The sequence below is a fragment of the Achromobacter aegrifaciens genome, from assembly GCF_902859965.1.
Classification (GTDB): Bacteria; Pseudomonadota; Gammaproteobacteria; order Burkholderiales; family Burkholderiaceae_B; genus Achromobacter; species Achromobacter aegrifaciens.
The window spans coordinates 586,520-612,271 of sequence record NZ_CADIKO010000001.1; the positions used below are offsets into that span (position 1 = coordinate 586,520).

General features: G+C 66.5%; 24 protein-coding genes. 16 read left to right on the plus strand and 8 right to left on the minus strand.

The window, feature by feature from the left end:
* Positions 1–65: 65 nt before the first annotated feature.
* The 3 genes from HV793_RS02780 to HV793_RS02790 all read right to left on the minus strand — a co-directional run bounded on the left by HV793_RS02780 (position 66) and on the right by HV793_RS02790 (position 2,346).
* The gene (locus HV793_RS02780) at positions 66–803 is read right to left on the minus strand and encodes a sulfurtransferase (protein WP_054452004.1); all 738 of its coding nucleotides are present in this window, start codon (positions 801–803) and stop codon (positions 66–68) included.
* Between the two features lie 85 nt (positions 804–888).
* Positions 889–1,686: an META and DUF4377 domain-containing protein gene (locus HV793_RS02785; protein WP_054452005.1), complete on the minus strand. Its 798-nt coding sequence runs from the start codon at positions 1,684–1,686 to the stop codon at positions 889–891.
* 129 nt (positions 1,687–1,815) lie between these two features.
* Positions 1,816–2,346: an META domain-containing protein gene (locus HV793_RS02790; RefSeq protein WP_054452006.1), complete on the minus strand. Its 531-nt coding sequence runs from the start codon at positions 2,344–2,346 to the stop codon at positions 1,816–1,818.
* 307 nt (positions 2,347–2,653) lie between these two features.
* Between HV793_RS02790 and HV793_RS02795 the strand changes: the two genes are divergently transcribed.
* Positions 2,654–3,802 (plus strand): acyltransferase family protein, encoded by a 1,149-nt coding sequence (locus HV793_RS02795; RefSeq protein WP_125470121.1) that lies wholly within the window; start codon positions 2,654–2,656, stop codon positions 3,800–3,802.
* Here the strand turns inward: HV793_RS02795 and HV793_RS02800 are convergent.
* Complete coding sequence (locus tag HV793_RS02800; protein WP_119450332.1) at positions 3,783–4,178, minus strand: helix-turn-helix domain-containing protein; 396 nt, start codon at positions 4,176–4,178, stop codon at positions 3,783–3,785. The genes HV793_RS02795 and HV793_RS02800 overlap by 20 nt on opposite strands.
* A gap of 663 nt (positions 4,179–4,841) precedes the next feature.
* On the opposite strand from HV793_RS02800, the gene HV793_RS02805 reads away from it, so the two are divergent.
* Together HV793_RS02805 and kch are read left to right on the plus strand one after the other, a co-directional pair.
* Positions 4,842–5,657, plus strand: a complete 816-nt coding sequence (locus HV793_RS02805; RefSeq protein ID WP_119450333.1) for a response regulator transcription factor — start codon at positions 4,842–4,844, stop codon at positions 5,655–5,657.
* A gap of 431 nt (positions 5,658–6,088) precedes the next feature.
* Positions 6,089–7,300: a voltage-gated potassium channel protein gene (gene kch, locus HV793_RS02810; protein WP_054452010.1), complete on the plus strand. Its 1,212-nt coding sequence runs from the start codon at positions 6,089–6,091 to the stop codon at positions 7,298–7,300.
* A 3-nt stretch (positions 7,301–7,303) separates the two neighbouring features.
* Here the strand turns inward: kch and HV793_RS02815 are convergent, their stop codons facing one another.
* Together HV793_RS02815 and HV793_RS02820 are read right to left on the minus strand one after the other, a co-directional pair.
* Positions 7,304–8,878: an EAL domain-containing protein gene (locus HV793_RS02815; protein WP_175212613.1), complete on the minus strand. Its 1,575-nt coding sequence runs from the start codon at positions 8,876–8,878 to the stop codon at positions 7,304–7,306.
* Between the two features lie 97 nt (positions 8,879–8,975).
* Positions 8,976–9,593 carry a TetR/AcrR family transcriptional regulator gene (locus HV793_RS02820; RefSeq protein ID WP_054452012.1) on the minus strand — a complete coding sequence of 206 codons (618 nt, stop codon included), beginning with the start codon at positions 9,591–9,593 and terminating at the stop codon, positions 8,976–8,978.
* A gap of 194 nt (positions 9,594–9,787) precedes the next feature.
* Between HV793_RS02820 and HV793_RS02825 the strand changes: the two genes are divergently transcribed.
* The 6 genes from HV793_RS02825 to phbB are packed head-to-tail and all read left to right on the plus strand — an operon-like array spanning position 9,788 to position 17,476.
* Positions 9,788–11,266 carry an efflux transporter outer membrane subunit gene (locus HV793_RS02825; RefSeq protein ID WP_175212614.1) on the plus strand — a complete coding sequence of 493 codons (1,479 nt, stop codon included), beginning with the start codon at positions 9,788–9,790 and terminating at the stop codon, positions 11,264–11,266.
* 21 nt (positions 11,267–11,287) lie between these two features.
* Entirely contained in the window at positions 11,288–12,355 is a 1,068-nt protein-coding gene (locus HV793_RS02830) for an HlyD family secretion protein (protein ID WP_054452014.1), read from the plus strand.
* On the plus strand, positions 12,355–15,099 hold the full coding sequence (gene rbbA, locus HV793_RS02835; protein ID WP_175212615.1) for a ribosome-associated ATPase/putative transporter RbbA: 2,745 nt from the start codon (positions 12,355–12,357) through the stop codon (positions 15,097–15,099). The genes HV793_RS02830 and rbbA overlap by 1 nt, the downstream gene beginning before the upstream one ends.
* Position 15,100: 1 nt before the next feature.
* On the plus strand, positions 15,101–16,225 hold the full coding sequence (locus HV793_RS02840) for an ABC transporter permease (RefSeq protein ID WP_059371289.1): 1,125 nt from the start codon (positions 15,101–15,103) through the stop codon (positions 16,223–16,225).
* A 47-nt stretch (positions 16,226–16,272) separates the two neighbouring features.
* Positions 16,273–16,740 (plus strand): hypothetical protein, encoded by a 468-nt coding sequence (locus HV793_RS02845; protein WP_082400836.1) that lies wholly within the window; start codon positions 16,273–16,275, stop codon positions 16,738–16,740.
* Positions 16,730–17,476 carry an acetoacetyl-CoA reductase gene (phbB, locus tag HV793_RS02850; RefSeq protein ID WP_175212616.1) on the plus strand — a complete coding sequence of 249 codons (747 nt, stop codon included), beginning with the start codon at positions 16,730–16,732 and terminating at the stop codon, positions 17,474–17,476. Before HV793_RS02845 ends, phbB begins: the two co-directional genes overlap by 11 nt.
* Before the next feature lie 22 nt (positions 17,477–17,498).
* Here the strand turns inward: phbB and HV793_RS02855 are convergent, their stop codons facing one another.
* Complete coding sequence (locus HV793_RS02855; protein ID WP_175212617.1) at positions 17,499–18,395, minus strand: LysR family transcriptional regulator; 897 nt, start codon at positions 18,393–18,395, stop codon at positions 17,499–17,501.
* A 138-nt stretch (positions 18,396–18,533) separates the two neighbouring features.
* Here HV793_RS02855 and HV793_RS02860 point away from each other — a divergent pair, with 138 nt between their 5' ends.
* The 7 genes from HV793_RS02860 (at position 18,534) to HV793_RS02890 (ending at position 25,164) form a co-directional block, all read left to right on the plus strand.
* Positions 18,534–19,151, plus strand: a complete 618-nt coding sequence (locus tag HV793_RS02860; RefSeq protein WP_175212618.1) for a nitroreductase family protein — start codon at positions 18,534–18,536, stop codon at positions 19,149–19,151.
* Positions 19,152–19,169: 18 nt separating this feature from the next.
* A complete protein-coding gene (locus HV793_RS02865; protein ID WP_175212619.1) occupies positions 19,170–20,048 on the plus strand; it encodes an EamA family transporter in 879 nt (292 codons plus the stop codon).
* An 87-nt stretch (positions 20,049–20,135) separates the two neighbouring features.
* Positions 20,136–20,831, plus strand: coding sequence for an alpha/beta hydrolase (locus tag HV793_RS02870; RefSeq protein WP_119450340.1), 696 nt, complete (start codon positions 20,136–20,138; stop codon positions 20,829–20,831).
* 300 nt (positions 20,832–21,131) lie between these two features.
* Entirely contained in the window at positions 21,132–22,568 is a 1,437-nt protein-coding gene (locus HV793_RS02875) for a cytochrome ubiquinol oxidase subunit I (RefSeq protein WP_054452023.1), read from the plus strand.
* A gap of 4 nt (positions 22,569–22,572) precedes the next feature.
* Positions 22,573–23,580 carry a cytochrome d ubiquinol oxidase subunit II gene (cydB, locus tag HV793_RS02880; RefSeq protein ID WP_125470129.1) on the plus strand — a complete coding sequence of 336 codons (1,008 nt, stop codon included), beginning with the start codon at positions 22,573–22,575 and terminating at the stop codon, positions 23,578–23,580.
* Positions 23,580–23,723, plus strand: coding sequence for a DUF2474 domain-containing protein (locus tag HV793_RS02885; RefSeq protein WP_082400805.1), 144 nt, complete (start codon positions 23,580–23,582; stop codon positions 23,721–23,723). The genes cydB and HV793_RS02885 overlap by 1 nt, the downstream gene beginning before the upstream one ends.
* 28 nt (positions 23,724–23,751) lie before the next feature.
* Complete coding sequence (locus tag HV793_RS02890) at positions 23,752–25,164, plus strand: aminotransferase-like domain-containing protein (RefSeq protein ID WP_175212620.1); 1,413 nt, start codon at positions 23,752–23,754, stop codon at positions 25,162–25,164.
* A gap of 14 nt (positions 25,165–25,178) precedes the next feature.
* Here the strand turns inward: HV793_RS02890 and HV793_RS02895 are convergent, their stop codons facing one another.
* Positions 25,179–25,742 (minus strand): hypothetical protein, encoded by a 564-nt coding sequence (locus HV793_RS02895; RefSeq protein WP_175212621.1) that lies wholly within the window; start codon positions 25,740–25,742, stop codon positions 25,179–25,181.
* Positions 25,743–25,752 lie beyond the last annotated feature (10 nt).

Sequence of the window (25,752 nt, forward strand, 5' to 3'; positions counted from 1 at the left end):
CCCCGCTGAATGCAAAAAGCCCGCCAGTTCAAATCGGCGGGCTTTTTGTTATTGAGCGCGGTACATCAGGCCTTGCTGGGCGCCAGCGCCGGGTCCAGCGAAATGCGTTCGTCGAAGACGAAGCATTTGCCGTCATAGCCGGGACCGCCGGTTTCCTCGAAGTACTTGAGGATGCCGCCATCGAGTTGGTAGACGTGCTCGATGCCGGCCTCGTTCATGTAGATCGCGGCCTTTTCGCAGCGGATCCCGCCGGTGCAGAAACTGACCACGGTCTTGCCTTCCAGTTCGGCCCGGTGCGCCTGCACCGCCGCAGGAAATTGCGTGAAGCGTTCAATGCGCCAATCGATGGCGTTCCTGAAGGTGCCTTCGTCGACCTCGAAGGCGTTGCGCGTGTCCAGCATGACCACGGGCCGTCCGGCGTCGTCCATGCCGGCCTCGAGCCAGCGCGCCAGCGTCTTCGCATCCACGCCGGGCGCGCGTCCCGCTTCCGGGCGGATCGCCGGATGATTCATGCGGATGATCTCGCGCTTGATCTTCACCAACAGCTTGCGGAACGGCACCGCCGCGCTATGGCTGAACTTCACTTCCAGGTCGGCGAAGCGCGGATCGGCGCGCAGGGTGCGCAGAAACGCGTCGATGCCATCCGCCGAACCCGCCAGGAACAGGTTGATGCCCTCTTCGGCCAACAGGATGGTGCCCTTGAGCGCGGCCAGGCCTGCCTCGTCCAGAAGGCGGGCGCGCAACTCGGGCAGAGCATCCAGCGAAACGAATTTGTAAGCGGCGATATTGACGACGGAAGTCATGGAAAAGCGGAAAAAAGCGGGCGGCGAAAGGCGTAATAGTAATCGCTGGGCGGTTTTCCCCGCCCGCCGCCCCGTTTGATCCGGCTCAACGATTGACGATTTCCTGCTCGACCACCGCGTCCAGCACCCACTGCAACGTCGACGCGTCGGCCGGCGGATTCGGGTTGCGGACCTCGACCACGCGCAAGCGGTAACGCACGCCAGGCTGGAAGTTGAACCCCGTGATTTCGCCGTACCAGAGCTGCCAGGGCTGTCCGGCGCTGTCGCGCACCTGGTAGCACATGGCGCGGCCCGCGCCGGCGGTGCAAGGCACGCGCTCCGAATTCACGTAGACCAGCTTGGTCGGTCCCTGCTGGCCGCCTGCGATGGGATCGGTGCGGCGTCCGAAGTCCAGCCTGTCGCCCGAGCTGAGCACCCAGGTCATGCGCTGCGGATTGTTGGCGTTGTCCACCGACGTGGCGGTGATGCTGGTCAGCGCAGCCAGGAAATCCTGCTCCAGCTTCATGTTCTGCGGCGCGCAGGCCATCATGGTCGACACCGGGCGCCCCTGCACGATCAGCAGGCCATTGGCAACGGTATAGGAGCCGTTGTACTGGTTGCAGCCGGAGAAACCGGAAATGCGCGGCGCCCCCTGGTCATGGACGAAGCTCGCCGTAAGCGGGCGCGAATTGGAAGAGGGATGCGGAATCTGCCGCAAGCCGCCGCCGGGCAAGGTCCAGCGCGCCAGATCCCAGCTGGTCTGCGCCAGCATGTCGGAAGCGGAAGCGGGCTGAAAGCGCGGATCCTGGCCATCCGCGGCACGCTTGGGCGGCGCCGAGCAGGCGGCCAGGCCGATGGACAACAGGCAAGGCGCCAGCCAGCGCAAAGACGCGGGAAGGGGCATGAGGGTCTCCGAAAAAGCAAGGAATGCAGCGCCCGCGCAAGGCGGCGGGCCGGACCACGCCATTGTAGGCGCGGCCTGGCGCCGTTATTCGCGGCTTAACACTCTTTGATACGCGGTCCGCTGGCTACGTCAGGGGGTGGGCGGATCCTGGCGCCGCGCGAACTCCAGCACGTCGCCGCCGCGCAGATTGAAGGTCAGGTGCCGCGGCGCGCCGCCGTTGTCCAGCGTGAACGTGTCGATGGACGCCAGGCCGCGCAGATAGTCCGCTTCGAGGCGGGCGCGTTCCGGCGCGGGGCAGGCCATGCGCGTGGCGGCGGGCGCGTCGATGTAGAGCTTGCCGCCTTCGAGCTTGTAGGTGCCCATGTAGCGGTTGCAGCCGGAAAAGCCATTGACGCGATATTGCTTGCCTTGCGCCAGGAAGGTCAGGCGTACCGGTTCGCCGTTGTCACCATGGGGAATGTCGCGCAGCGCGCCGCCCGCCTGCGTCCAGCGCACCAGTTCCCAACTGGTCTGGGCCAGCGAATCCGCGCTGCTGGCGGCGTTGGCCGCAGCTGCGCCTTGCGGGCGCGCGCCGCCAGTCGATCCGGCGCAACCGGCCAGGGCCGCGGCCAGCAGAGCCGGAGCAATCAAGCGGCAACGCGTGGACAAGAGCTTGGACATGTACGGGACTCCATCAATTACACATCCCTCGACTGTAACCGCCCTTTCGGTCCAGCACGCGTGTTCTAAGCCCATAAGCGGTATCCAAAAGCAGCACGGCAAATGCATGGCCACGCTCCAATTGCATGGCCTTGCTGCATCGAACGCCCCATGGCGGCGGCACACATCGACGCGCAGAATCAGTACAGATCGTCACCCGTGCCTGGCCGGCATGCAAGGCGCGGCAGCCGATCGCAACGACCGCAGGCGCAGGTGTCCGGCTCCTCACGGGGGCCAAAAATAAGATCAATCCGGGGGAGACACGGCGATGGGCTTTTTGAGAACCTTGTTGGCATTGTCGGTGGTGCTGGACCATCTGGGCGCAGGCGCCACCGATCATCTGGTGGGCGGCCGTCTCGCGGTACAGCTGTTCTACGTCATTTCGGGCTTCCTGATTTCCTATGTGCTCACCGCCACCGACCACTATCAAGGCGCGGTGGGCAAGTTCTATGCAAACCGCTTCCTGCGGCTGTTCCCGATCTATCTGGCCGTTGCGGCGCTGACGCTGGCCGCGCACGTGATGAGCGGCGGCGCATTCTTCCGCATCTACGACGCGCTGCCCTTCAGCGCCGAACTGTTCCTGGTGCTCTCCAACATTTTCATCATGGGCCAGGACTGGCTGATGTTCTTCGGCATCGAACATTCCGCGCTCAAGTTCACTGGCAACTTCGCGCACAGCGAAGTCCCGCTTTACGAAGGGCTGCTGGTGCCGCAGGCCTGGACCCTGGGCGTGGAGATGAGCTTCTACCTGGTCGCTCCCTTCATCCTGCATTCGCCGCGCCGGCTGCTCGCATTGCTGGCCGCATCGCTGGCGTTGCGCGGCGTGCTGATCGCCACCGGCATAGGCTTGGGCGATCCCTGGACGTATCGGTTCTTTCCGACCGAACTCGCCCTGTTCCTGCTCGGTTCGCTGTCGCACCAGGTGCTGTTGCCGCGCTATAAGGCCTGGACGCAACGGATCAAGCGCCTGCCGGAAATCGGCACGGCCGTGCTGGCGGTCTACTGTGTGCTGCATTTCTCGATCGCCATGAACCAGACCGTGCGCGACGGCCTGGCCGTGCTGCTGTTCGCGGCGCTGCTGCCGCTGGCCTTCCTGTTCCAGTCGCGCCACAGGCTCGACAAGGCGATCGGCGAGTTGAGCTACCCGATCTACATCTGCCATTCGCTGGTGATCATGTTCTTCAAGTGGCTGCTTGAAGAAGCGCATCTGGACCAGCCGCTGCTCTTCATGGCGCTGGTGATCACGAGCACCATCGCATTCTCGGCCCTGCTCAACAGCGTGATTGCGGATCCCATCGAGCGTCTGCGCAGCCGCCTGCGCACCGACGACCGCGATCCCGCGCCCGCGTCCGACACCCGGCGGCGCCCCGCTGGCGCGCCCGCGCAGCCCCTCGGGTCTATTCGCCGCGTGCCTTGATGTAGGCGGCCAGCACTTGTTCGATCTGCCGTTTTTCCTGGGAGCTCAGGCGCGCATAGGTGGCATAGGAGATGGATTCGAACGGCCAGGCGGCGGGGAGCGCCACACGCTCCGCGCCCGCCTGGATGACGCCCGGCTCCGGGTTCAGCATCGGCCCCTCGCCGGTGCTGAGCCACATGGGATTGACGCATAGCGCGCGGGTCAGCTTGATGAGCGCGTCGCTGGATGGCCGCCGGCGCTGCCCGCTCTCGTAGTTGCCGATAGCGCTTTGCGACAGGTTGCTTGCGACCGCCAAGTCCTTTTGAGTCCATCCCTGAAGCATTCTTGCGTTGCGCAGACGATGGCTAAACGTGTCCAATCGATCAACCTGAGACATTAATAAGAATTTATTTATTTGATTAAAACATCTCAATACTGGCGCCAAATAAACGGATTACACCCGAATTGCGGGGCTAATCCGTAAATCGCGCCACGTAGCCGACTGCGCGCGCTTCAAGCCTGTTCCAGGCGCCTCGAAGCGCGTCGGCGCGCCATCAAAAAGACCATATCTATCATTGGCTTGCATTGCCACATCGGTATTGCCGCGCAGCTGCGGCCCCTGTCATGCAAGCGTGCCGCGGCGGCAAGAGCGTGGCGAGTTTAGGGCGTTTCACGTATTCAAAATCGAAAATAATGTATCGGCGATACATAATGCGTTAACACCCGCTTCCCAAAACAAACAGTATTTCAAGCGTTTCCATAGCGCTGCCCCTGCACTTTCTGTTACTGTCAGAAACTACAGAAACGTATCTTCACAAAAAAACACGCCCGTGTTTAAATGAAACACGGGCGTGACTTCCAAGCAGCATCGAAGCATGGGCGGCCATCGGCGTAAGCACGAAACCAGGGGCAATCCCCCCCGGCCTCGCGCCCATCCGAACAACACCGCCCGGCGCTCTCGCGCCTCGGCGCGCAGCACAGGGAGACGGGTATGACACGCAGCGCCCCGCCTAGGCATCAGGCACAGCCGCCCAGGCCTGTCTCCTCATTGGAAGCATCAATGAACAACACGCTGGATGTCATATTTCTGGGCCACGACGACGCCAGGCATGCCGGACTCATCGAAGCCCTTTCGCACCTGGGTTTCAATGTGCGCCGCTGCCATGACCTGGCCGACGTCTACGACAGATACTCGCGCCGCCCCTGCCCGCTGGTGGTGCTGAAAGCGCCCCTGCCCGACATCCACAATGCCGCCGTCCGGCTGCGCGCCGTGGACCGAGGCCTGGGCATTGTCGCCATTGCCGCATTCGCCGATGCCGAAAGCCGCATCCGTACGCTGCTCTGCGGCGCGGATGCCTGCCTGCCGCCGGACGTATCCGGGCTGGAGCTGGCGGCGGCGCTGCAGGCGCTGGTGCGCCGCGCCGTGGGCCTGGACGGCGCGGACGCCGCATCCGACGGACACACGCTGGATGAATCCATGCACGACACCTGGCGCCTTGCGAACAAGGGTTGGACCCTGATCAGCCCCACGGGCCGCACGCTGGGGCTGACCACCGGCGAGCGCGACTTCCTGTCACGGCTGGTCAACGCGCCCGACCGCAAGGTCAGCCGCGACGCCTTCTACGCGGACGGCGCGGACGAGGCCGACAGCGGCATCTCGCGGCGCCGCTTCGTGGACGTCATGATCAGCCGCTTGCGGCGCAAAGCGGCGGCCAACGAGATGACGCTGCCGATCCGCGCCGTGCATGGCTGGGGCTACATGTTCGCAGCGGACATCACGCTGGACCTGGAATTTCGGGTATCTGGGGAAGAAAGCCGCCTGGAGGCCCAGGGCGACTGGCGCCGAGAAACGGCGGACGCGAACGCGTCCATTTGAGGTCCGGCCCGCAACGGGCCAGGACGAAAAAAACGCGGCGCTGCCTCGAAAGGTAAGACGCCGCGCTAAAACAACACGTGAGCCTGGAGTCATCAGCCGGCACTGATGCCTACTACCTGGATCACGCGATTCCAACATTCGTGCCTCATACTGCTCACGTACGGTCAGACCGTGAACCTGGGCGGGGTCTCTAGTCCCTGCACAGGCTGCAACGTGATCAACGCCAGGCGATTCGTCCGTTTGCTAAAACAGCGGCCGTCCCGCCCTTATCAGCGGCGTTCCTCATGGATAGCCGCTTGATGCACGAAGTTTAGGACCTCGGGCAGGTTTGCAGTAATTCTTTGTTGATAGCCTTCCATACATATCTGGTATAGCGCGGCACGCCCCCTACAATGCCGCCAAAGGACTTGGGATCCGTTCCCGCCAAAGCCATGCCCACACTACCCGTTCCCCTCAAGCACCGCTTGCGCAAGCTGCTGGCGCTGTTTCCGCCCAACTGGTGCCTGGCCATCCTGGTGGCGCTGGACGGGTACGCCTTCATGCATCCGGTGCTGCGCGAGGTGCGGGCGCGCGAATACGGATTCTGGCTCGCCATCGACAACTGGCATGAGGTCATGCGCGTGGTGGGCCTGCTGGAGATACCGCGCCTGGTGTTAGGCGTGGGGCTGCAGGTCATCGCGCTGGGACTGATCCTCAAGGCGCGCATCGCCTGGGCGTTCTCGCTGGTGCTGCTGATCGGCGTGGGCACCTTCGCCATCATGGGAGACAGCGGCCGCGCCGGCCTGGGCATCTATACGCTGGTCCTGGTCATCGCGCTGATCGCCTACTGGCGCCGTTTCGACCGCGCCAGCGTGACCGCCGGCTCGCTGTTCGCCCTGGTCAGCATGCTGTCGCTGCTGATCTACGCGGTCTTCGGCACGCTCTATCTGGGCAATGAATTCAATCCGCCCATCACAGACGCCACCACCGCGCTCTACTTCTCCATCGTATCCATGTCCACGGTCGGTTATGGCGACATCACGCCGCACACCGGAACCGCGCGGCTGTTCACCGCGTCGATTATCATCCTGGGCATCACCATCTTCGCCACCTCCATCAGCGCGATCGCCGGGCCGGTGATCGGCGGCAATCTGAAACGGCTGGTCAAAGGCAGGTTCTCCACCGCCATGCGCAAAAATCACATCATCATCGCGGGCGCGACGCCCCTGGCCATGAGCGTTTACGACGGCCTGCGCCGCCGCGGCGACGAAGTCACCGTCATCGTGCCTCCTGGCGTGCCGCAGGAATATCCGGCGGCCACGGACCTGATCGAAGGCGACCCGTCCAGCGTGGATGTGCTGCACAACGCGGGCGTGACCCGCGCGCGCTACGTGCTGGCGCTGCGCGACGACGACGCCGAGAACGCCTTCATCGTGCTGGCCGCGAAAGAAGCTTGCGGCGAAAACGGCGCCAAGACGGTCGCGCTGGTCAATACCAGCAAGCACCTGGAGAAGATCCGCCGGGTGAATCCCGACCTGGTGTTCTCCGTGCAACTGCTGGGCGCCGAGCTGCTGGCCCGCGCCATCAACGGCGAGCCCATGGACAGCCAGAGCATCACCGACCTGTTCTTCGCCAAGGCCGCCCCCAACGGCAAAGCCGCCTGAAGACTACGCGTCGCCGGGCGGTTCATGCCCGGCGTACCAGCGCACGAACTCGGCCGACGGCATCGGCCGCGCAAACAGATAGCCCTGGATGAACGCCACGCCGCGCGCCTTCAGATAGTCGAACTGATATGGCGTTTCCACGCCTTCCGCCACGACCGACAGCCCCAGACGGTGCGCCAGCGTGATGATGGCGTCCAGCACTGGCGCTTCCTCGCCCGCGGGCCCGATGGCCTGCACGAAGCCCTGGTCGACTTTCAGGTAGTCCACCGGAAATTTCTGCAGGTACGACAACGAACAGTGGCCGGTGCCGAAGTCGTCGATCGCCACGCGCAGGCCCTGGCCGCGCAAGGCATCGATGTTGCGCCGTGCCTGCCCGTTGTCCATGATCAGGCTGCGCTCGGTGATCTCCAGCACCACCAGCGGATGCCGAGCCGCGATCTTGGCCGCGAAGGCCTGGACGTCGGGCAGCAGTTCCACGCTGGATAAGTGTTCGGCCGCGATGTTCACGCCGATGTGGAAATCCGGCGGCGTGGGCCAGGTCCGCATGTCACGTTCGATCAGCGTGAGCAGATGCTGGGTCAGCGGAATGATCATGCCTTCGGCCTCGGCCTCGGCGATGAAGACGTCCGGGCGCACCGGCCCGATGCCCGGCCTCTCCCAGCGCATCAGCGCCTCCACGCCCTCGCAGCGGCCCGTGGCCTGCCCGTACACGGGCTGGTAGTGCACCAGGAACTCGCCAGCCCGCATGGCGCGGCGCAGGCGTTCCTTGAACGAACGCCTGCTGACCTGCAGCCGGTGCGTGGCCACGGCCAGGCCCAGCCCGAGCAGCAGCGCCACCGGCAGATACGTCGCCATGGACCGGGACCACGCGCGCACCAGGGTCTCTGGCGGCGCCAGGACGTTGACTCTCAGGCCCGTCGCGGTGGCATCGTCCTCGTCGCGCAGCGGCACCGCGCGCGCCGCCGCGCCGCCCCAGGAATCGCTGCGTATCGGCGCGCCGTTCCTGCCGACGACCAATTCCAGCTGCAGGTCGTCCATGGTGGCCACGGCATTCACCAGGTCCTGCACGTAGCGGCCATCCACCACCACGATGCCGCCATGGCCGTCGGCGCCGGACTTGCCTATGAGGATGGCCGGCCGCTCCGGCGCCAAGGGCGTGCCGGCCACCGAGATCTGCCAGTGGTCCGACACGATGTTGATTTTCCACTTGCTGAAATCGTCGAGCGAGGCGTCCACGGCGCCTACCGCCGATGAGCAGTAGACGCGCTGGTTACGTACCAGGACCAGGGAACGAAAATACGGATTCAAGGTGCCCCAGCGCTGCAGCATGGGCAGCACCTCGTCACAAGGCTTGCCCGCCTGTTCCGCCACCCGCCCCAGCATGTCCTGGGATTGGATGAGGATGCTCTCGGCCTGGGCGCGCACGATGCGCGCGGCGGTCTCGCCTTCGAGCCGCTGTGCGTTGTGCGCTTGCAGCCATGTCCAGCCAACACAGGCCAGGATGGGAAGCACCAAAGCCAGGGCCACAGGCAGATAACGCCAGGACGGTGTGTCGCCAGTCACTCCCGATGTCGCCATGTCACCTCGCCGCGTAGGTCGTGCATGGCCGCCGCGCGACCAACTCTGGATAGGACACCAAGCCGGGCGCAGCGTCAAGGAACTCCGGGGCCCTCCGTCACGCAGGGCTCTGGCGCAGAAGCTCGCAGATCAGCGCCACATGCGCCTGCCGCCGCTCGGGCAGGTCGATGCGCTCGTCAGGTCCCATCAGCGCAGACATGACCAGGGTATGAACGATGGGCGACAGCAGCAGCCAGGGATGCTTGAGCGCGACGCAATCGGCGCACAGGCCGCGGTCGCGCGCGCGCTCCAGCAGCCGCGCGATGTCGGTTTGATGCGCCTGCGCGGTCTCCTGCCGCCAGCGCGCGGCCAGGTGGGGCACGCGCCCGCTTTCGGCCAGCAGCAGCCGCATGGTGCTGATCATGGCCGCGTTTCCGAGGCTGACGTAGAGATGATTGACGATGCGTTCGGCCAGATGGCGCGGCGACTGGGCGCCATCCACCACCGCCTCGATGTCGAGCCGCGAGGGGCTGAGGTGGCGCGTCAGCAGGGCTTCGAACACCGCTTCCTTGCTGTCGAAATGCGCATAGAGCCCACCCTTGGACAGGCCAGCCCGCAGCGCGATGTCATCCATCCTGGCGCCGGCATAGCCCGCCTGCGAGAACTCCTGGAGCGCGGCATCGAGAATCTGCCCGATCCGCACCACCGGAGGAAGACGACGGCGCTGCATGACCATCCCTCTGCTCCCTGTATATGTGCAATTCATTAAAAACCGACCAGTCAGTCGCTACTTTGATTCTGATCAAGGAATGCGTAGCCGCCGCACTGCACAATATCTGCAAGCATGAACCCGGTATCGGGTCCGCCCCGAAGGCGGCGTCACAAGCCTGCCCAGGGACGCGCCCGGCCCCCGCGCTGGAGAGACCCCGCATGACACTCCGCCCGTTTCCGGCCACGATCGCCTCGCGCCTCGTTCCCGCAGCCCTGCTGACGCTGCTGGTCAGCGGTTGCGTGTCCATGGCGCCCGACTACGAGCGTCCCGCGCTGCCCGTGCCTGCCGCCTATACAGCCCCGGGGCCCGAAGCGACCGCGGCCAACGCCGCAGCCGCCGCCGAAATCGGCTGGCGGACCTACTTCCCCGATCCAGCGCTGCAGACGCTGATATCCACCGCTCTGGACAACAACCGCGACCTGCGCCGCGCCCTGCTGCGCGTGGAAGAAGCGCGCGCGTTGTATGGCATCCAGCGCGCCGACCAGTTCCCCACCATAGGCGTGCAAGCGGATGGCTCCCGCGCCCGTGTACCGGGCGACCTGAACCTCACGGGACAGCCGCTGGTCTCCAGCCAATACCAGGTGGGCCTGGGCATGGCCAGCTGGGAGCTGGACTTCTGGGGCCGCGTGCGCAGCCTGAAGGACGCCGCCTTGCAGAATTACCTGGCCTCTGATGCGGCCGCGCGGGCCGCGACGCTGAGCCTGGTCGCCGAAGTGGCGGACAGCTACCTGTCCTTGCGCGAACTGGACGAGCGCCTGGCGCTGACCCGCGAGACCATCGCCTCGCGCGAAGAGTCGCTGCGCATCTTCCGCCGCCGCTTCGAGGAAGGCGCAATCTCCAAACTGGACCTGACCCAGGTCGAAACGCTGTGGCAGCAGGCCAAGGCGCTGGGCGCGGACCTGGAACAGACCCGCGCCGCCCAGGCCAGCGCGCTGGAGCTGCTGGCGGGCGCGCCGCTGAACCTGCCCAAGCTGCCCACGCGCCTGGACGACAACGCCGTCATGCGCGAGTTGCCGGCGGGCCTGCCCTCGGACCTGCTGGTCAACCGCCCCGACATCGTCGCCGCCGAACATCAGCTCCAGGCCGCCAACGCCAACATCGGCGCGGCCCGCGCCGCCTTCCTGCCGACCATCACCCTGACCGGCGCGTTCGGCACCGCCAGCAGCGAGTTGGACGGCCTGTTCTCGGGCGGCAGCCGCGCCTGGAACTTCGCGCCCAGCATCAGCCTGCCGATCTTCGACGGCGGCCGGCGCTCGGCCAACCTGGACCTGACCGAAGCGCGCCGCGACCAAGCCGTGGCCGCCTACGAACAGACCATACAGACCGCCTTCAAGGACGTGTCCGACGCGCTGTCCGCGCGCTACTGGCTGGCGGAACAGGTGGACGTGCTGCGCGCCACCGTGGCGGCGCAGAGCGAACGCGCCCGCCTCGCCCAACTGCGCTACGACCATGGCGCCTCGCCCTATCTGGAGGTGCTGGACGCGCAGCGCGATCTGCTGGCGGCCCAGCAGAAGCTCGCGCAGACGCGCCGCGCCCTGCTGTCCAGCCGCGTGCGGCTGTATGCGGCGCTGGGCGGCGGCACGCAAGCGCCGCCCACGGCGCAGACCGCCTCCGCGCCAACCGCCAGCCCCCGATAAACCAATAATCAAGGATCCCCGATGCGCCTGCCCACCCGAAAACTGGTCCCTGTCCTGATCGCCCTGGCGGTTGCCGCCGGCGGCTACTACGGCTGGCGGTTGCTGTCCGACAGCGGCCCGGGCGAGGGATTCATCAGCGGCAACGGCCGCATCGAAGCCACCGAAATCGACGTGGCTGCCAAGCTGGCCGGCCGGGTGCAGGAAGTGCTGGCGGTCGAAGGCGACTTCGTCGCCGCCGGCCAGCCGCTGGCGCGCATGCAGATCGACACTTTGCAGGCGCAGCGCGAGGAAGCGCGCGCCCAGCATCAGCAGGCCGTCAACGGCGCGGCCAGCGCCAGCGCGCAGGTCGCGCAACGCGAGAGCGACAAGCTGGCTGCAGAGGCCGTGGTGGTGCAACGCGAAAGCGAACTGGACGCCGCGCGCCGCCGCCTGGCCCGCTCTGAGACGCTGTCCAAGGAAGGCGCCTCGTCCATCCAGGAACTGGACGACGACCGCGCCCGCGTGCGCAGCGCACAGGCCTCGGTGCATGCCGCGCGTGCGCAGGTGAAGGCCGCGCAGGCCGCCATCGACGCCGCGCGCGCCGCCGAGGTCGGCGCGCAATCCGCCGTCACCGCCGCACAGGCCACCATCGCCCGCATCGAGGCCGACATCGCCGACAGCGAGCTGCGCGCCCCGCGCGACGGCCGTGTGCAGTACCGCGTGGCACAGCCTGGCGAAGTGCTGGGCGCTGGCGGCAAGGTGCTGAACATGGTGGACCTGGCCGATGTCTACATGACGTTCTTCCTGCCCGAGCAGGCGGCCGGCCGCGTGGCGCTGGGTCAGGACGTACGCATCATCCTCGACGCCGCGCCGCAATACGTCATCCCCGCCAAGGTCTCCTTCGTGGCCAGCACCGCGCAGTTCACGCCCAAGACGGTGGAGACCGCCAGCGAACGGCAGAAGCTGATGTTCCGCGTCAAGGCCCAGATCAGCCCCGAGCTGCTGCAGCGGCACCTGAAGCAGGTCAAGACGGGCCTGCCGGGCGTGGCCTGGCTGAAGCTCGATGCCGACGCGCAATGGCCCGCCAATCTTGAAGTCAAGGTGCCCTGATGACCTCCCCGGACACCGCGCCCGTGGTGACGCTGTCCGGCGTCAACCTGCGCTACGGCAAGACGGTGGCGCTGGACGGCATCACCCTGGACATTCCCGCCGGCCGCATGGTCGGGCTGATCGGCCCGGACGGCGTCGGCAAGTCCAGCCTGCTGGCCCTGATCGCGGGTTCGCGCGCGGTGCAGGAAGGCAAGGTGGACGTGCTGGATGGCGACATGGCCAGCCGCGGGCACCGCGACGACGTGTGCCCGCGCATCGCCTATATGCCGCAGGGCCTGGGCAAGAATCTCTATCCCACCCTGTCGGTCGAAGAGAACCTGCAGTTCTTCGGCCGCCTGTTCGGCCATGACGAAGCCGAGCGCCGCCGCCGCATCGACAGCCTGACGCGCAGCACCGGCATGTCGGCCTTCCTGTCGCGCCCGGCCGGCAAGCTGTCCGGCGGCATGAAGCAGAAGCTGGGTCTGTGCTGCGCCCTGATCCACGACCCCGACCTGCTGATCCTGGACGAGCCCACCACCGGCGTGGATCCGCTGGCGCGCGCGCAGTTCTGGGACCTGATCAACGAGATCCGCCGCGAGCGCAGCGGCATGAGCGTGATCGTGGCCACGGCCTACATGGACGAGGCGCAGCGCTTCGACTGGCTGATCGCCATGGACGAAGGCCGTGTGCTGGCCACCGGCACGCCCGCCGAACTGCAGCAGCGCACCGGCGCGGACTCGCTGGAAGCCGCCTTCATCTCCTTGCTGCCGGAAGAAAAGAAGCGCGGCCACAAGCCGGTGGAGATCGTGCCGCTGGCCATCGACCAAGACGCCGAGATCGCCATCGAGGCGCGCGACCTGACCATGCGCTTCGGCGATTTCGTCGCCGTGGACCATGTCAACTTCCGCATCCGCAAGGGCGAGATCTTCGGTTTCCTGGGTTCCAACGGCTGCGGCAAGTCCACCACCATGAAAATGCTGACCGGCCTGCTGCCGGCAAGCGAAGGACAGGCCTGGCTGTTCGGCGCCGAGGTCGATCCGCGCAACATCGATACCCGCCGCCGCGTGGGCTACATGTCGCAGGCGTTCTCGCTGTATGGCGAGCTGACCGTAATGCAGAACCTGGTGCTGCACGCGCGCCTGTTCCACGTTCCGGAGGCCGAGATTCCGGCGCGCGTGGACGAGATGGTGCGGCGCTTCGACCTGGGCGAAGTGCTGGACACCTTGCCAGAGAATCTGCCCATGGGCGTGCGCCAGCGCCTGTCGCTGGCGGTTGCCATGGTGCACAAGCCCGAGCTGCTGATCCTGGATGAACCGACCTCGGGCGTGGACCCCGTCGCGCGAGACAACTTCTGGCGCCTGCTGATCGCGCTGGCGCGCCAGGACCAGGTCACCATCTTCATTTCCACCCACTTCATGAACGAAGCCCAGCGCTGCGACCGCATGTCGCTGATGCATGCGGGCAAGGTGCTGGTCAGCGCGTCGCCCGACGAGATCACGCGCATGCGCGGCGCGCAGACGCTGGAGGAAGCCTTCATCGCCTACCTGATCGACGCGGGCGCCGGCACCAAACCAGAAGACGCTGACGCGCAAGCCGCCCCCCCCTTGGCGTCCGCCTCCGCCGAAACGCCGGAACACCGCGGCTTCAGCCTGCAGCGCATGCTGAGCTACATGTGGCGCGAATCGCTGGAACTGCGCCGCGACCCGGTGCGCGCCACGCTGGCCCTGGCCGGTTCGCTCTTGCTGATGTTCGTGATGGGCTTTGGCATCAGCATGGACGTGGAGGACCTGCGCTATGCGGTCATGGACCGCGACCAGACCGGCCTGAGCCACAACTACAGTCTGAACCTGGCGGGCTCGCGCTACTTCATCGAACATCCGCCCATTTCCAGCTACGAGGAGATGGACGCGCGCATGCGCAGCGGCGAGCTGTCGCTGGCCATCGAGATACCGCAAGGCTTTGCGCGCGACGCGGAGCGCGGCAACGGCGCGCAGATCGGCGTCTGGATCGACGGCGCCATGCCGCAGCGCGCCGAGACCATCCGCGGCTATGTGCTGGGCATGCACCAGGGCTGGCTGATGCAGCAGGCGCGCGAACGCCTGGGCTCGGACGCGACCCTGCCGGTCAGCATAGAGACGCGCTTCCGCTACAACCCGGACGTGCGCAGCCTCCCCGCCATGGTGCCCGCCGTGATCCCGCTGCTGCTCCTGATGATGCCGGCGATGCTGACGGCGCTGGCGGTGGTGCGCGAAAAGGAGCTGGGTTCCATCATCAATCTGTACGTCACGCCCGTGACACGGCTGGAATTCCTGCTGGGCAAGCAGGCGCCCTACGTGGCGCTGGCCATGCTGAATTTCCTGCTGATGACGCTGCTGGCCGTGACGCTGTTCGGCGTGCCCATCACCGGCAGCTTCCTGACCCTGCTTGCCGCCGCGCTGATCTACAACGTGGTGGCCACCGCCATCGGCCTGTTGGCCTCCACGTTCACCCGCAGCCAGATCGCGGCGCTGTTCTTCACCATGATAGGCACCCTGGTGCCCGCGGTGCAGTTCGCCGGCCTGCTCAACCCGGTTTCGTCGCTGGAAGGCGCCGGCCGCCTGATCGGACAGGTCTACCCCGCCACGCACATGCTGACCATCAGCCGCGGCGTCTTCAGCAAGGCCCTGGACTTCTCCAATCTGCAAGGCTCGTTCTGGCCGCTGCTGATCGCCATTCCCGTCATCCTGGGCGCCTCGGCGCTGCTGCTGAAGAAACAGGAGACCTGAGATGCGGCACCTGGCCAATATCTACCGCCTGGGCGTGAAGGAGCTGTGGAGCCTGGCGCGCGACCCGATGATGCTGATCCTGATCCTCGTGTCGTTCACGCTGATGATCTACACCGCCGCCACGGCCGTGCCGGAAACCTTGCACAACGCTCCCATCGCCGTGGTCGACGAGGACGTCTCGCCCCTGTCCGCGCGCATCACGTCGGCCTTCTATCCCCCGCACTTCACACCGCCGGAAGTAACGACTTCGGCCGAGGCCGATGCCGGCATGGACGCGGGGCGCTACACCTTCTCGGTCAACATTCCGCCCAATTTCCAGCGCGACGTGCTGGCTGGCCGGCCCGCTGAAATCCAGCTCAACGTGGACGCGACCCGCATGAGCCAGGCGTTCACGGGCAGCAGCTACATCCAGCAGATCATCAGCGACGAGATCAACGAGTTCGTCAAACGCTACCGCGCGCCCACCGAACTGCCGGTGGAGCTGGCGGTGCGCATGCGCTTCAACCCCAATCTGACCCAGGCCTGGTTCGGCGCGCTGATGGAGATCATCAACAACGTCACCATGCTGTCCATCATCCTGACCGGCGCCGCGCTGATCCGCGAACGCGAGCACGGCACCATCGAGCACCTGCTGGTCATGCCGGTGACGCCGACCGAGATCATGGTCGCGAAGGTCTGGTCGATGGGGCTGGTGGTGTTGGCATCTGCTGGGCTATCGTTGACTTTCGTGGTACGCGGCTTGCTGCAAGTGCCGATCGAAGGATCGGTGGCGCTGTTCCTGGTCGGGGCGGCGCTGCACCTGTTCGCGACGACCTCTATGGGCATATTCATGGCCACGCTTGCGCGCAGCATGCCGCAGTTCGGCATGTTGCTTGTACTAGTGCTGCTGCCCCTGCAAATGCTGTCGGGCGGCACCACGCCGCGCGAAAGCATGCCGCAGTTCGTGCAGGACATCATGCTGGCCGCTCCCACCACCCACTTCGTGGAACTCGGCCAGGCCATTCTCTACCGCGGCGCGGGCTTGAGCGTCGTGTGGCAACCCTTCCTGGCGCTGGCGCTCATAGGCTCGGTCCTGTTCGCGTTCTCGCTGGCGCGCTTTCGCAAGACCCTCAGCCAGATGGCTTGAGGCCTGTGTGTTCGTTACCCCTTACCACTCTCTTAAAAGGACGGATGATGAAGAAAACCACTGCCTCCACGCCTCAGGGCCTTGCCAGCGCCAATGCCGCCTATTGCCAGCGCATGGCGCAGCTTGCGCAGGAAAGCCAGCAGCGCTGGGTTGAACTGGGCCGCCGCCTGGCCGGCGGCAACGCGGAACAATACCTGGCCGCACTGGCGCCCTTGCAACAATCCGGCAACTGGCAAGAGATCGCGCCCGCGCTGGGCGAAATGACGCGCAAGCAATGGCAAAGCCAGCTTGAAGCCAGCCAGGCCATCACCCACGCGCTGCTCGAAGAACAGGCCACCCTGGCCGCCGGCATGAGCGAAGCAATGCGAGGCTGGCTGAAGCAGGCCACCGGCGGCGCCATGGGCATCGAAGACACCCCCATGGCGCAGATCTGGAAGACGCTGTCGAACCAGATGGCGTCGGCGTGCTCGGCCATGCGCGACGCAAGCCAACCGGGATCCCATCATGACGGCTGAACGCACTGCGCTCGTCACAGGCGGGGCCGGCTGCCTCGGGCAAGCCATCGCGCGCGCCCTGCGCGATGCCGGCCACCAGGTCATCATCACCTACCACTCCAGCGAAGACGCCGCGCGGGCGTGGGTGGACGCGGAGGCGGCCCAGGGCCGCCGCTACGCCATGTACAGGGTGGACGTGGCCGATTACGACTCGTGCCAGGCGCTGGCGCGGCGCCTGGAGGAAGACGGCCGCCAGATCGACATCCTGATCAACAACGCCGGCCTTACCCGCGATGCCAGCCTGCGCAAGATGAGTCACGAAAACTGGACGGACGTGCTGCGCGGCAACCTGGACTCCATGTTCAACATGACGCAGCCGCTATGCGGCGCCATGGCCGACCGGGGCTGGGGCCGCATCGTCAACATCTCGTCCGTCAACGGCAGCAAGGGGTCGTTTGGCCAGACCAACTATGCGGCCTCCAAGGCCGGCATCCACGGCTTCACCAAATCCCTGGCGCTGGAGCTGGCCAGGAAAGGCGTGACGGTGAACACCGTATCGCCCGGCTACCTGGCGACGCGCATGGTGGAGGCCGTGCCCGAAGAGGTGTTGAAGGAGAAGATCCTGCCGCAGATCCCGCTGGGCCGGCTCGGCCGCCCGGAAGAGATCGGCGCGCTGGTCGCCTTCATCTGCAGCGATGCCGCGGCGTTCATGACCGGTAGCAATGTCGCCATGAACGGCGGCCAGCACATGTATTGATGCGGCTAGGGGCCGCCGCGGCTCATTCCCGCGGCGCGCCCAGTTCTTCCAGCAGGAAGTCGACGAAGGCGCGCACCTTGGCCACCATGTGGCGGCGCGAGGGATACACCGCATACACGTAGGTCTCGTCGGGTTTCCAATCCTGCAGCACCGCCTGCAGCGCGCCGCTGTCCAGGTCCTGCTGCACGTATACGCGCGGCACCAGGCTGACGCCAAAACCGGCGCGCAGCGCATCGCGCACCGCCAGGCTGGAACTCACCCTGTAGCGGCCCCGCACCGGCACGCGTTCGGTCTCGCCCGCGCGCTTGAAGGTCCATTCGTCCGCGTGGCCAGACAAGGTGAACTGCACGCGCTCCATGTTGCGCAGCGCCAGCGGCGAGGCCGGCACGCCATGGCGCTCGAAGTAGGCCGGCGCGCCGCAAAGCACGTGGTCCAGCGTCATCAGCTTGCGCGCCACCAGGCTGGAATCCTCCAGCCGGTCGGTGCCGCGGATGGCCAGGTCGTAGCCTTCCTTGACGATGTCGATGCGGCGGTCCTCCAGGTTGAGGTCCAGCGATACCTGAGGATAGCGCTCCAGGAAGCGCGGCATGGCGGCGGACAGCCGGACCAGGCTCAGCGACATGGGCGCGCTGACCCGCAAGGTGCCCGACGGCGCCTGCTGCAAGGGCCCCAGCGATTGCTCGGCTTCGCTCAGGTCGTCCAGGATGCGCACCATCTGTTCGTAGTAGCGCGCGCCGGCTTCGGTCAGGCTCATGCGGCGGGTGGTGCGGTTGAGCAGGCGCGCCGCCAGGTGGGTTTCCAGTTCGGCGATGTTCTTGCTGACCGCGGCGGGCGACAGGCCCATCTGCCGCGACGCGGCTGCGAAGCCGCCCCGCTCCACCACTTGCCTGAACACCCTCAGCGCCGTCAGATGATCCATAGATTATTCACTATTGGTGAATGATATTGCCATTGAATTGGATATTATCGCCAAACAAGGATTCAATTAGCCTGTGGACATGGAGACGGCGCGCATATGGCGAGCCGGCAATCTCAGCAAATCCCAAGGATGGCAGCCATGAACCACGCCCTGACCGACGCAATCGCGCAACGCGTTTCCGCCAACTTCTTCGATCCCGCCCGCGACGTGAACGACGACATCATCCGTACCCTGGTCTCCTGGGCCACCCGCGCGCCCACCGCCTTCAATCTGCAGAACTGGCGCTTCATCGCCGTGCGCAGCCAGGAGGGCAAGCGCCGGCTGCGCGAGTTGGCGTGGAACCAGCCCAAGGTGAGCGAATCGGCGGTGACCTTCATCGTGCTGGGCGTGCTGCCCCAGGCCGCCTGGATGGCCGACCGCCTGCAACCGTCCGTGGACGCGGGCTTCATGCCCGCGGCCATGGTGCCATCCTGGGAAGCCGCGGCCAGCCGCCTCTATGCCGACTCGCCGCAGACGCAGCGCGACGAGGCCGTGCGCAGCGCCACCTTCGGCGCCTCCACCCTGATGCTGGCAGGACAGGCCCAAGGCCTGGCCGCCAGCCCGATGACCGGCTTTGACGCCGCCGGCGTGGCCCAGGCCTTCGGCTTGCGCCAGGAGGAGGTGCCGGTCATGCTGGTCGCCATGGGCTACGCGCAGGAAGGCAATTGGCCGCAGAAGCCGCGCCGCCCCGTCCACGACGTGCTTGAACTTGCCTGAGCTAGCCGGAGCATGACAATGAACCGCGGTTCCGATCTGCTGTTGACTGCCCTGGCGCCCGCCATCTGGGGCAGCACCTACGTCGTCACCACCCTGATGCTGCCGCAGGACTATCCGCTGACGGTCGCCATGCTGCGCGCGCTGCCGGCCGGCTTCCTGCTGCTGCTGATCGTGCGCCAACTGCCGCAAGGCATCTGGTGGCTGCGCGCCTTCATCCTGGGCGCGCTGAACTTTTCCGTTTTCTGGGCTCTGCTGTTCGTGGCGGCCTACCGCCTGCCGGGCGGCGTGGCCGCCACGCTGGGCGCGGTCCAGCCGCTGGTGGTGATACTGCTGGCACGCAGCCTGCTGGGCACACCCGTGCGCGGCCTGTCGGTGCTGGCGGCGCTGGGCGGCCTGGGCGGAGTGGCGCTGCTGGTGCTGACGCCCAAGGCCGCGCTGGACCCGGTAGGCATTGCGGCCGGATTGATCAGCGCCGCCTCGATGGCCCTGGGCACGGTACTCAGCCGGCGCTGGCAGCCGCCGGTATCCGCGCTCACCTTCACATCGTGGCAGCTGACGGCGGGCGGCATCCTGCTGGCGCCGCTGGCCTTCGCCGCCGAGCCCGCCCTGCCGCCGCTCACCGCGCTGAACGTGGCCGGCATCGCCTACCTGGGCTTGATTGGCGCGGCGCTGACCTATGTGCTCTGGTTCCGGGGCGTGGCGCGGCTGGAGCCCGCGGTGGTCTCCTCGCTGGGCTTTCTCAGCCCCATCACCGCCGTGCTGCTGGGCTGGGGCATGCTGGGCCAGCAGCTGAGCGCCGCGCAGATCGCCGGCATGGTGATCGTGGTCGCCAGCGTGTGGCTGAGCCAGCGCGCCCAGCGTCCGGCCGCCATCACGCCTGCCCCGCGTCCGCTGTAACGGCACTGGCGCCGCCGCAAATAGTTGTGGCGGCGCCGTCCTGGCCGGCGCATGATCGTTGCTCCATCCCGAGGAAGGAGCCGCATCATGAGCAGCAAACCCAGCATCATTCTTGTGCACGGTTTCTGGGGCGGCGCCGCCCACTGGAGCCGCGTCATCCTGGAACTGGCGCGCAAGGGCTATCAAGACCTGCACGCCGTCGACATGCCGCTGGCCTCCCTGGCCGGCGACGCCGAACGCACGCGCAAAATGATCGCGCAGCAGAAGGGCCCCGTGCTGCTGGTGGGCCATTCGTACGGCGGCGCGGTCATTACCGAAGCCGGCAACCAGCCCAACGTGGCCGGCCTGGTGTACATCGCCGCCTTCGCCCCGGACGCGGGAGAAAGCCCGGGCGGCATCACTCAGGAAATGCTGCCCGCGGCTGCGCCCAACCTGGCGCCCGACAGCGACGGCTACCTCTGGCTGCGCGCCGACAAGTTCCATGAGAGCTTCTGCCAGGACCTGTCCGCCGACGAGGGCCTGGTCATGGCCGTCACGCAAAAGGCGCCCCTGGCCAGCGCCTTCGGCGAAACCGTGTCCGTCCCCGCATGGCGCAGCAAGCCGTCCTGGTACCAGATATCCAGCCAGGACCGGATGATCGCCCCCGAAAACCAGACGCGCATGGCCGCGCGCCTGAACACCCGCAAGACCATCACGCTGGACGCCAGCCACGCATCGCTTGCGTCGCGCGCCGCCGAGGTGGCCGGCCTGATCGACGAAGCGGCGCGCGCCTGCGCATCCTAGGCGCCGGCCTGGCGGGCTGCGCACTCAAAACCAGCGTATCAGGGGACGCACCCGCCTTTTCTGTGCTGCTTTTTTTGTAACTTCATCGTCTTCGCAAGACTTGCAGCACAGATGCTTTCCCTATGAAAAGCGCATTTTCTTCCGGCAATCCATCCAAACTGATCCGCTTTTTTATTCATGCTCTGAATCTGTACTGATCCAGGCTGCGGCTCTAACTTCACGGTGTAGGTCAAACACCCGTCAGCGCACGCCGTCTTGTGGCGGTTGAGGCGCGCTGGCGAAGAAGTCAGGAATACCGCCATGGATAGCGACGCGCTATTGCTTGCCCGAATACAGTTCGGCTTCACCATCTCGTTTCACATCATCTTCCCCGCCATCACCATCGGCCTGGCCAGCTATCTCGCCGTGCTGGAAGGCCTGTGGCTGCGCACGCGCAACACCGTCTACCGCGACCTCTACCATTTCTGGACCAAGATCTTTGCCGTCAACTTCGGGATGGGCGTGGTGTCCGGCCTCGTGATGGCGTATCAGTTCGGCACCAACTGGAGCTTCTTCTCCGATTTCGCCGGCAGCGTGACCGGGCCCTTGCTGGCCTATGAAGTGCTGACCGCCTTCTTCCTGGAAGCCGGCTTCCTGGGCGTGATGCTGTTCGGCTGGTCGCGCGTCGGGCCAGGCCTGCATTTCTTCTCGACCGTGATGGTGGCGCTGGGCACGCTGGTGTCGGCCACCTGGATCCTGGCCTCCAACAGCTGGATGCAGACGCCCGCCGGCTACGAAATCCTGGACGGGCGCGTGGTGCCCACGGACTGGCTGGCCGTGATCTTCAATCCGTCCTTCCCCTACCGCCTGGCGCACATGGGCATCGCCGCGTTCCTGGCGACCGCGCTGATGGTGGGCGCATCCGGCGCCTGGCACATGTTGCGCGGCGACCGCAGCCCCGCCGTGAAGAAGATGTTCGCGATGGCCATGGGCATGCTGCTGCTGGTGGCCCCGCTGCAAGCCGTGGTGGGCGACTTCCATGGCCTGAACACGCTCAAGCACCAGCCCGCCAAGATCGCGGCCATCGAAGGCCATTGGGAGAACGAGCCTGGCGCTGGCGTGCCGCTGACACTGTTCGGCATCCCCGACATGGAGCGCGAGGAAACGCGCTACGCGGTCAACATTCCGCGCCTGGGCAGCCTGATCCTCACGCATAGCTGGGACGGCCAGTTCCCGGGTCTGAAGTCCTATCCGCCCGAAGACCGTCCCAATGCCACGGCCGTGTTCTGGTCGTTCCGCGTGATGGCGGGCCTGGGCATGCTGATGATCGCGCTCGCCCTCTGGGCCGCGTGGTCGCGCTGGCGTGGCCGGCTGTACGAATCGCGCTGGTTGCACCGGTTTGCGCTGTGGATGGGACCTTCCGGGCTGATCGCCATCCTGGCCGGCTGGTACGTGACGGAAATCGGCCGCCAGCCCTGGGTGGTGTACGGCGTCATGCGCACCGCCGACGCGGCCACGCCGCACGGACTGGGCGAACTGACGCTGACGCTGGCGCTGTTCGTGGTGGTGTACCTGCTGGTGTTCGGCGCCGGCGTCTCGTACATGCTGCGCCTGATCCGCATGGGCCCCAGCCCCGCCCCCGGCCACGCGCCGCTGTCGGGCGGCCCGGGAGAACCGCGCCAGCCCTCGCGGCCGCTGTCGGCCGCCTCCACCCTGGCGGGCATCGAGCCCGCGCAACGCAAGCATTCGGGAGTCTGAGGCCATGGGCATCGACCTTGCACTGGTATGGGCCGTCATCATCCTGTTCGGGGTGATGATGTACGTGATCATGGATGGCTTCGATTTGGGCATCGGCATCCTCTTTCCGCTGATCTCCGATCGCGAGGAACGCGACGTCATGGTCAACACCGTGGCGCCCGTGTGGGACGGCAACGAGACCTGGCTGGTGCTGGGCGGCGCCGGCCTGATGGCCGCGTTCCCGCTGGCCTACTCGGTGATCCTGAGCGCGCTGCACCTGCCGCTGGTATTCATGCTGCTGGGCCTGATCTTCCGCGGCGTGGCGTTCGAATTCCGCTTCAAGGCGGACGAGCATCACCGCCCGCTGTGGGACCGCGCCTTTGTGCTCGGTTCCGTGTGCGCCACGTTCTTCCAGGGCGTGACGCTGGGCGCCTACATCGAAGGCATCCCGGTCGTGGACCGCGCCTATCAAGGTGGCGCCTGGGACTGGATCAGCCCGTTCTCGCTCTTCACCGGGGCGGGGCTGGTGGTGGCTTACGCGCTGCTCGGCTGCACCTGGCTCATCATGAAGACCGAAGGCCGCCTGCACCGCCACATGTGCGACATCGCCCGTCCGCTCACGCTGCTGCTGCTGGCCGTGATCGCGGCGCTCAGCGTCTGGACGCCGCTGGCGCAGCCGCAGATCGCGCAGCGCTGGTTCAGCCTGCCCAATATGTTCTGGTTCCTGCCGGTGCCGTTGCTGGTCGCCGTGACCGGCTTCGATCTCATCCGCCGCGTCAAGGGCATGCCCAACGCCGGCCCCTTCGTGCTGTCGCTGGCGCTGCTGTTCCTGGGGTACAGCGGCCTGGGCATCAGCATCTGGCCCGCCATCATCCCGCCTGACGTGTCCATCTGGACCGCATCCGCGCCGCCGCAAAGCCTGGGCTTCGCGCTGGTGGGAGCGCTGGCGATCATTCCGATTATTCTCATGTACACCGCCTGGTCGTACTACGTGTTCCGGGGCAAGGTGCGCCTTGGCGAGGAGTTCCACTGATGAACGGCTCCCAATCCTCCCTGCCCTCATGGCGCAGCCGCCTGCTCTGGCTGGCGATGATCTGGGCATGCAGTGTCGCGGCCCTGGGCGTGGCGGCCTATGCGCTGCGCCTGGTGATGAGATCCATCGGCATGTCGACCTGAACCCGCTCCAAACAAACGGACCCGCCCCATGAAGCGCTATGAACGGCTGACAGAAGAAATCACCGCCTCGATCCGATCGGGCCTGCTGCAGGCGGGCGACCGCCTGCCCTCGGTGCGGCAGACCAGCGCCAGCCGCGGGGTCAGCCCGTCGACGGTGTTCAAGGCCTATTACCTGCTGGAAGCGCGCGGCCTGATCCGGGCGCGCGACCGCTCCGGCTATTACGTGCTGCGCGCGCCGCACGCCACGCTGCCGGAGCTGGACGGATTGTCCAGCGCCAGCGCCGGACGCCATCCGGTGGACGTCAGCGACAACGTGCTGCAGGTGCTCAACGCCACCCTGCGCCGCGACATGCTGCCCTTCGGCTCGGCCTTTCCCAACCCGTCGCTGCTGCCCTACGGACGCCTGGCGAAGTTCATGGCAGCCACGGTGCAGCGCCTGGACCCCTGGGGCTCGATCGACGACCTCAGTCCGGGCGACGCGGCGCTGCGCCGCGCCATCGCGCTGCGCTACCTGGCCGACGGCATGTCGGTGCCGGTGGACGACATCATCATCACCAACGGCGCGCTGGACGCGCTGAACCTGAGCCTGGCGGCGGTCACCGAGCCCGGCGACGCGGTCATCGTGGAATCCCCCACCTTCTACGCCGCGCTGCAATCGCTGGAGCGCAACCACCTGCACGCCATCGAAGTGGCCACGCATCCGCGCGAAGGCATAGACCTGCGGGCGCTGGAGCAGGCCATCCTGCGCCACCGCCCCAAAGCCTGCTGGCTCATGACCACCTTCCAGAACCCGCTGGGCAGCCTGATGCCCGACGACAAGAAGGAAGCGCTGGTGCGGTTGCTTGCAAGCCACGACGTGGCGTTGATCGAAGACGACGTCTACGGCGAGCTGTACTTCGGCGAGCAGCGTCCGCGCCCCGCCAAGGCCTACGATCGCGATGGCATCGTCATGCACTGCTCTTCGTTCTCCAAGACCCTGGCGCCGGGCTACCGCGTGGGCTGGGTGGCCGCCGGCCGCTACACGCGGCGCATCATGCGCAACAAGCTCACCACCAGCCTGGCCACCGCCGCGCCTACGCAGGCCGCCATCGCCGCCTATCTGGAAAAAGGCGGCTTCGACCGCCACCTGCGGCAATTCCGCCAGGCGCTGGCCCAGCAGCAAGGGGAACTGCTGCAAGCCATCGCCCGCTACTTCCCCAAGGGCACGCGCGCCACGCGACCGCTGGGCGGCTACTTCGTGTGGGTGGAGCTGCCGGCCCATATCGACACGCTCAAGGTGCACCGCGCCGCGCTGGGACACGGCATCAGCGTCGCCCCGGGTCCGCTGTTTTCAGCGTCAGGCGCCTTCGGCAACTTCCTGAGGCTGAACGGCGGCCATCCCTGGAATCCCGAAATGGAGCAAGGCATGGCGACGCTGGGCAAGCTGCTGGCGGGCGGCTGATCCGCGAGCGTCGTTCAGCGGCGCTTTCTCGCGGCCTCCAGATCGCTGCGCAAGGACGCAGCGTCCGGCCGCAGGGGCAGCGCCAGGACGCCCTTGCGGTCGATGGCGCCCCAATCGCCGCCGACCATCACGGAATGCTCGCCATCCTGCACGCTGACGCAATAGCTGCACACTGCGGCCAGACCGCCGCTGAAAGGCTCAGCCCACGCATAGGAGGTGGCCAGCGCCAGGTCCAGCTGCTTGTCGTAGTAGGCCATGCCTTCCGGCCTGCGCCCGCGCGCCAGCCCTTCCTCGAACTCGTCCGGGCCGTTGTCGTAGGTAATCACGGACACCGACCGGCCATCCGGCCGCACCCAACGCCAGCCAGCGACGGCCGCGGGCGCCAGGCCATCGGCGCCGAACTGCATGCGGCGCAAGATTTCGGGGTTGAAGACGATGCCGCCGCCGTCCTCGCGGGCGCACTGTTCCGCGTGGCCGAATGCGCCTTCGTCGGTCTTGTCCGTATAGAAGCAGGAAAGTTCGAAGGCAGCCGCGTTGCCCGTTGCCAGGGCCAGCGTGGTGAGCAGGGCAATAAGCATGCGTCATTCT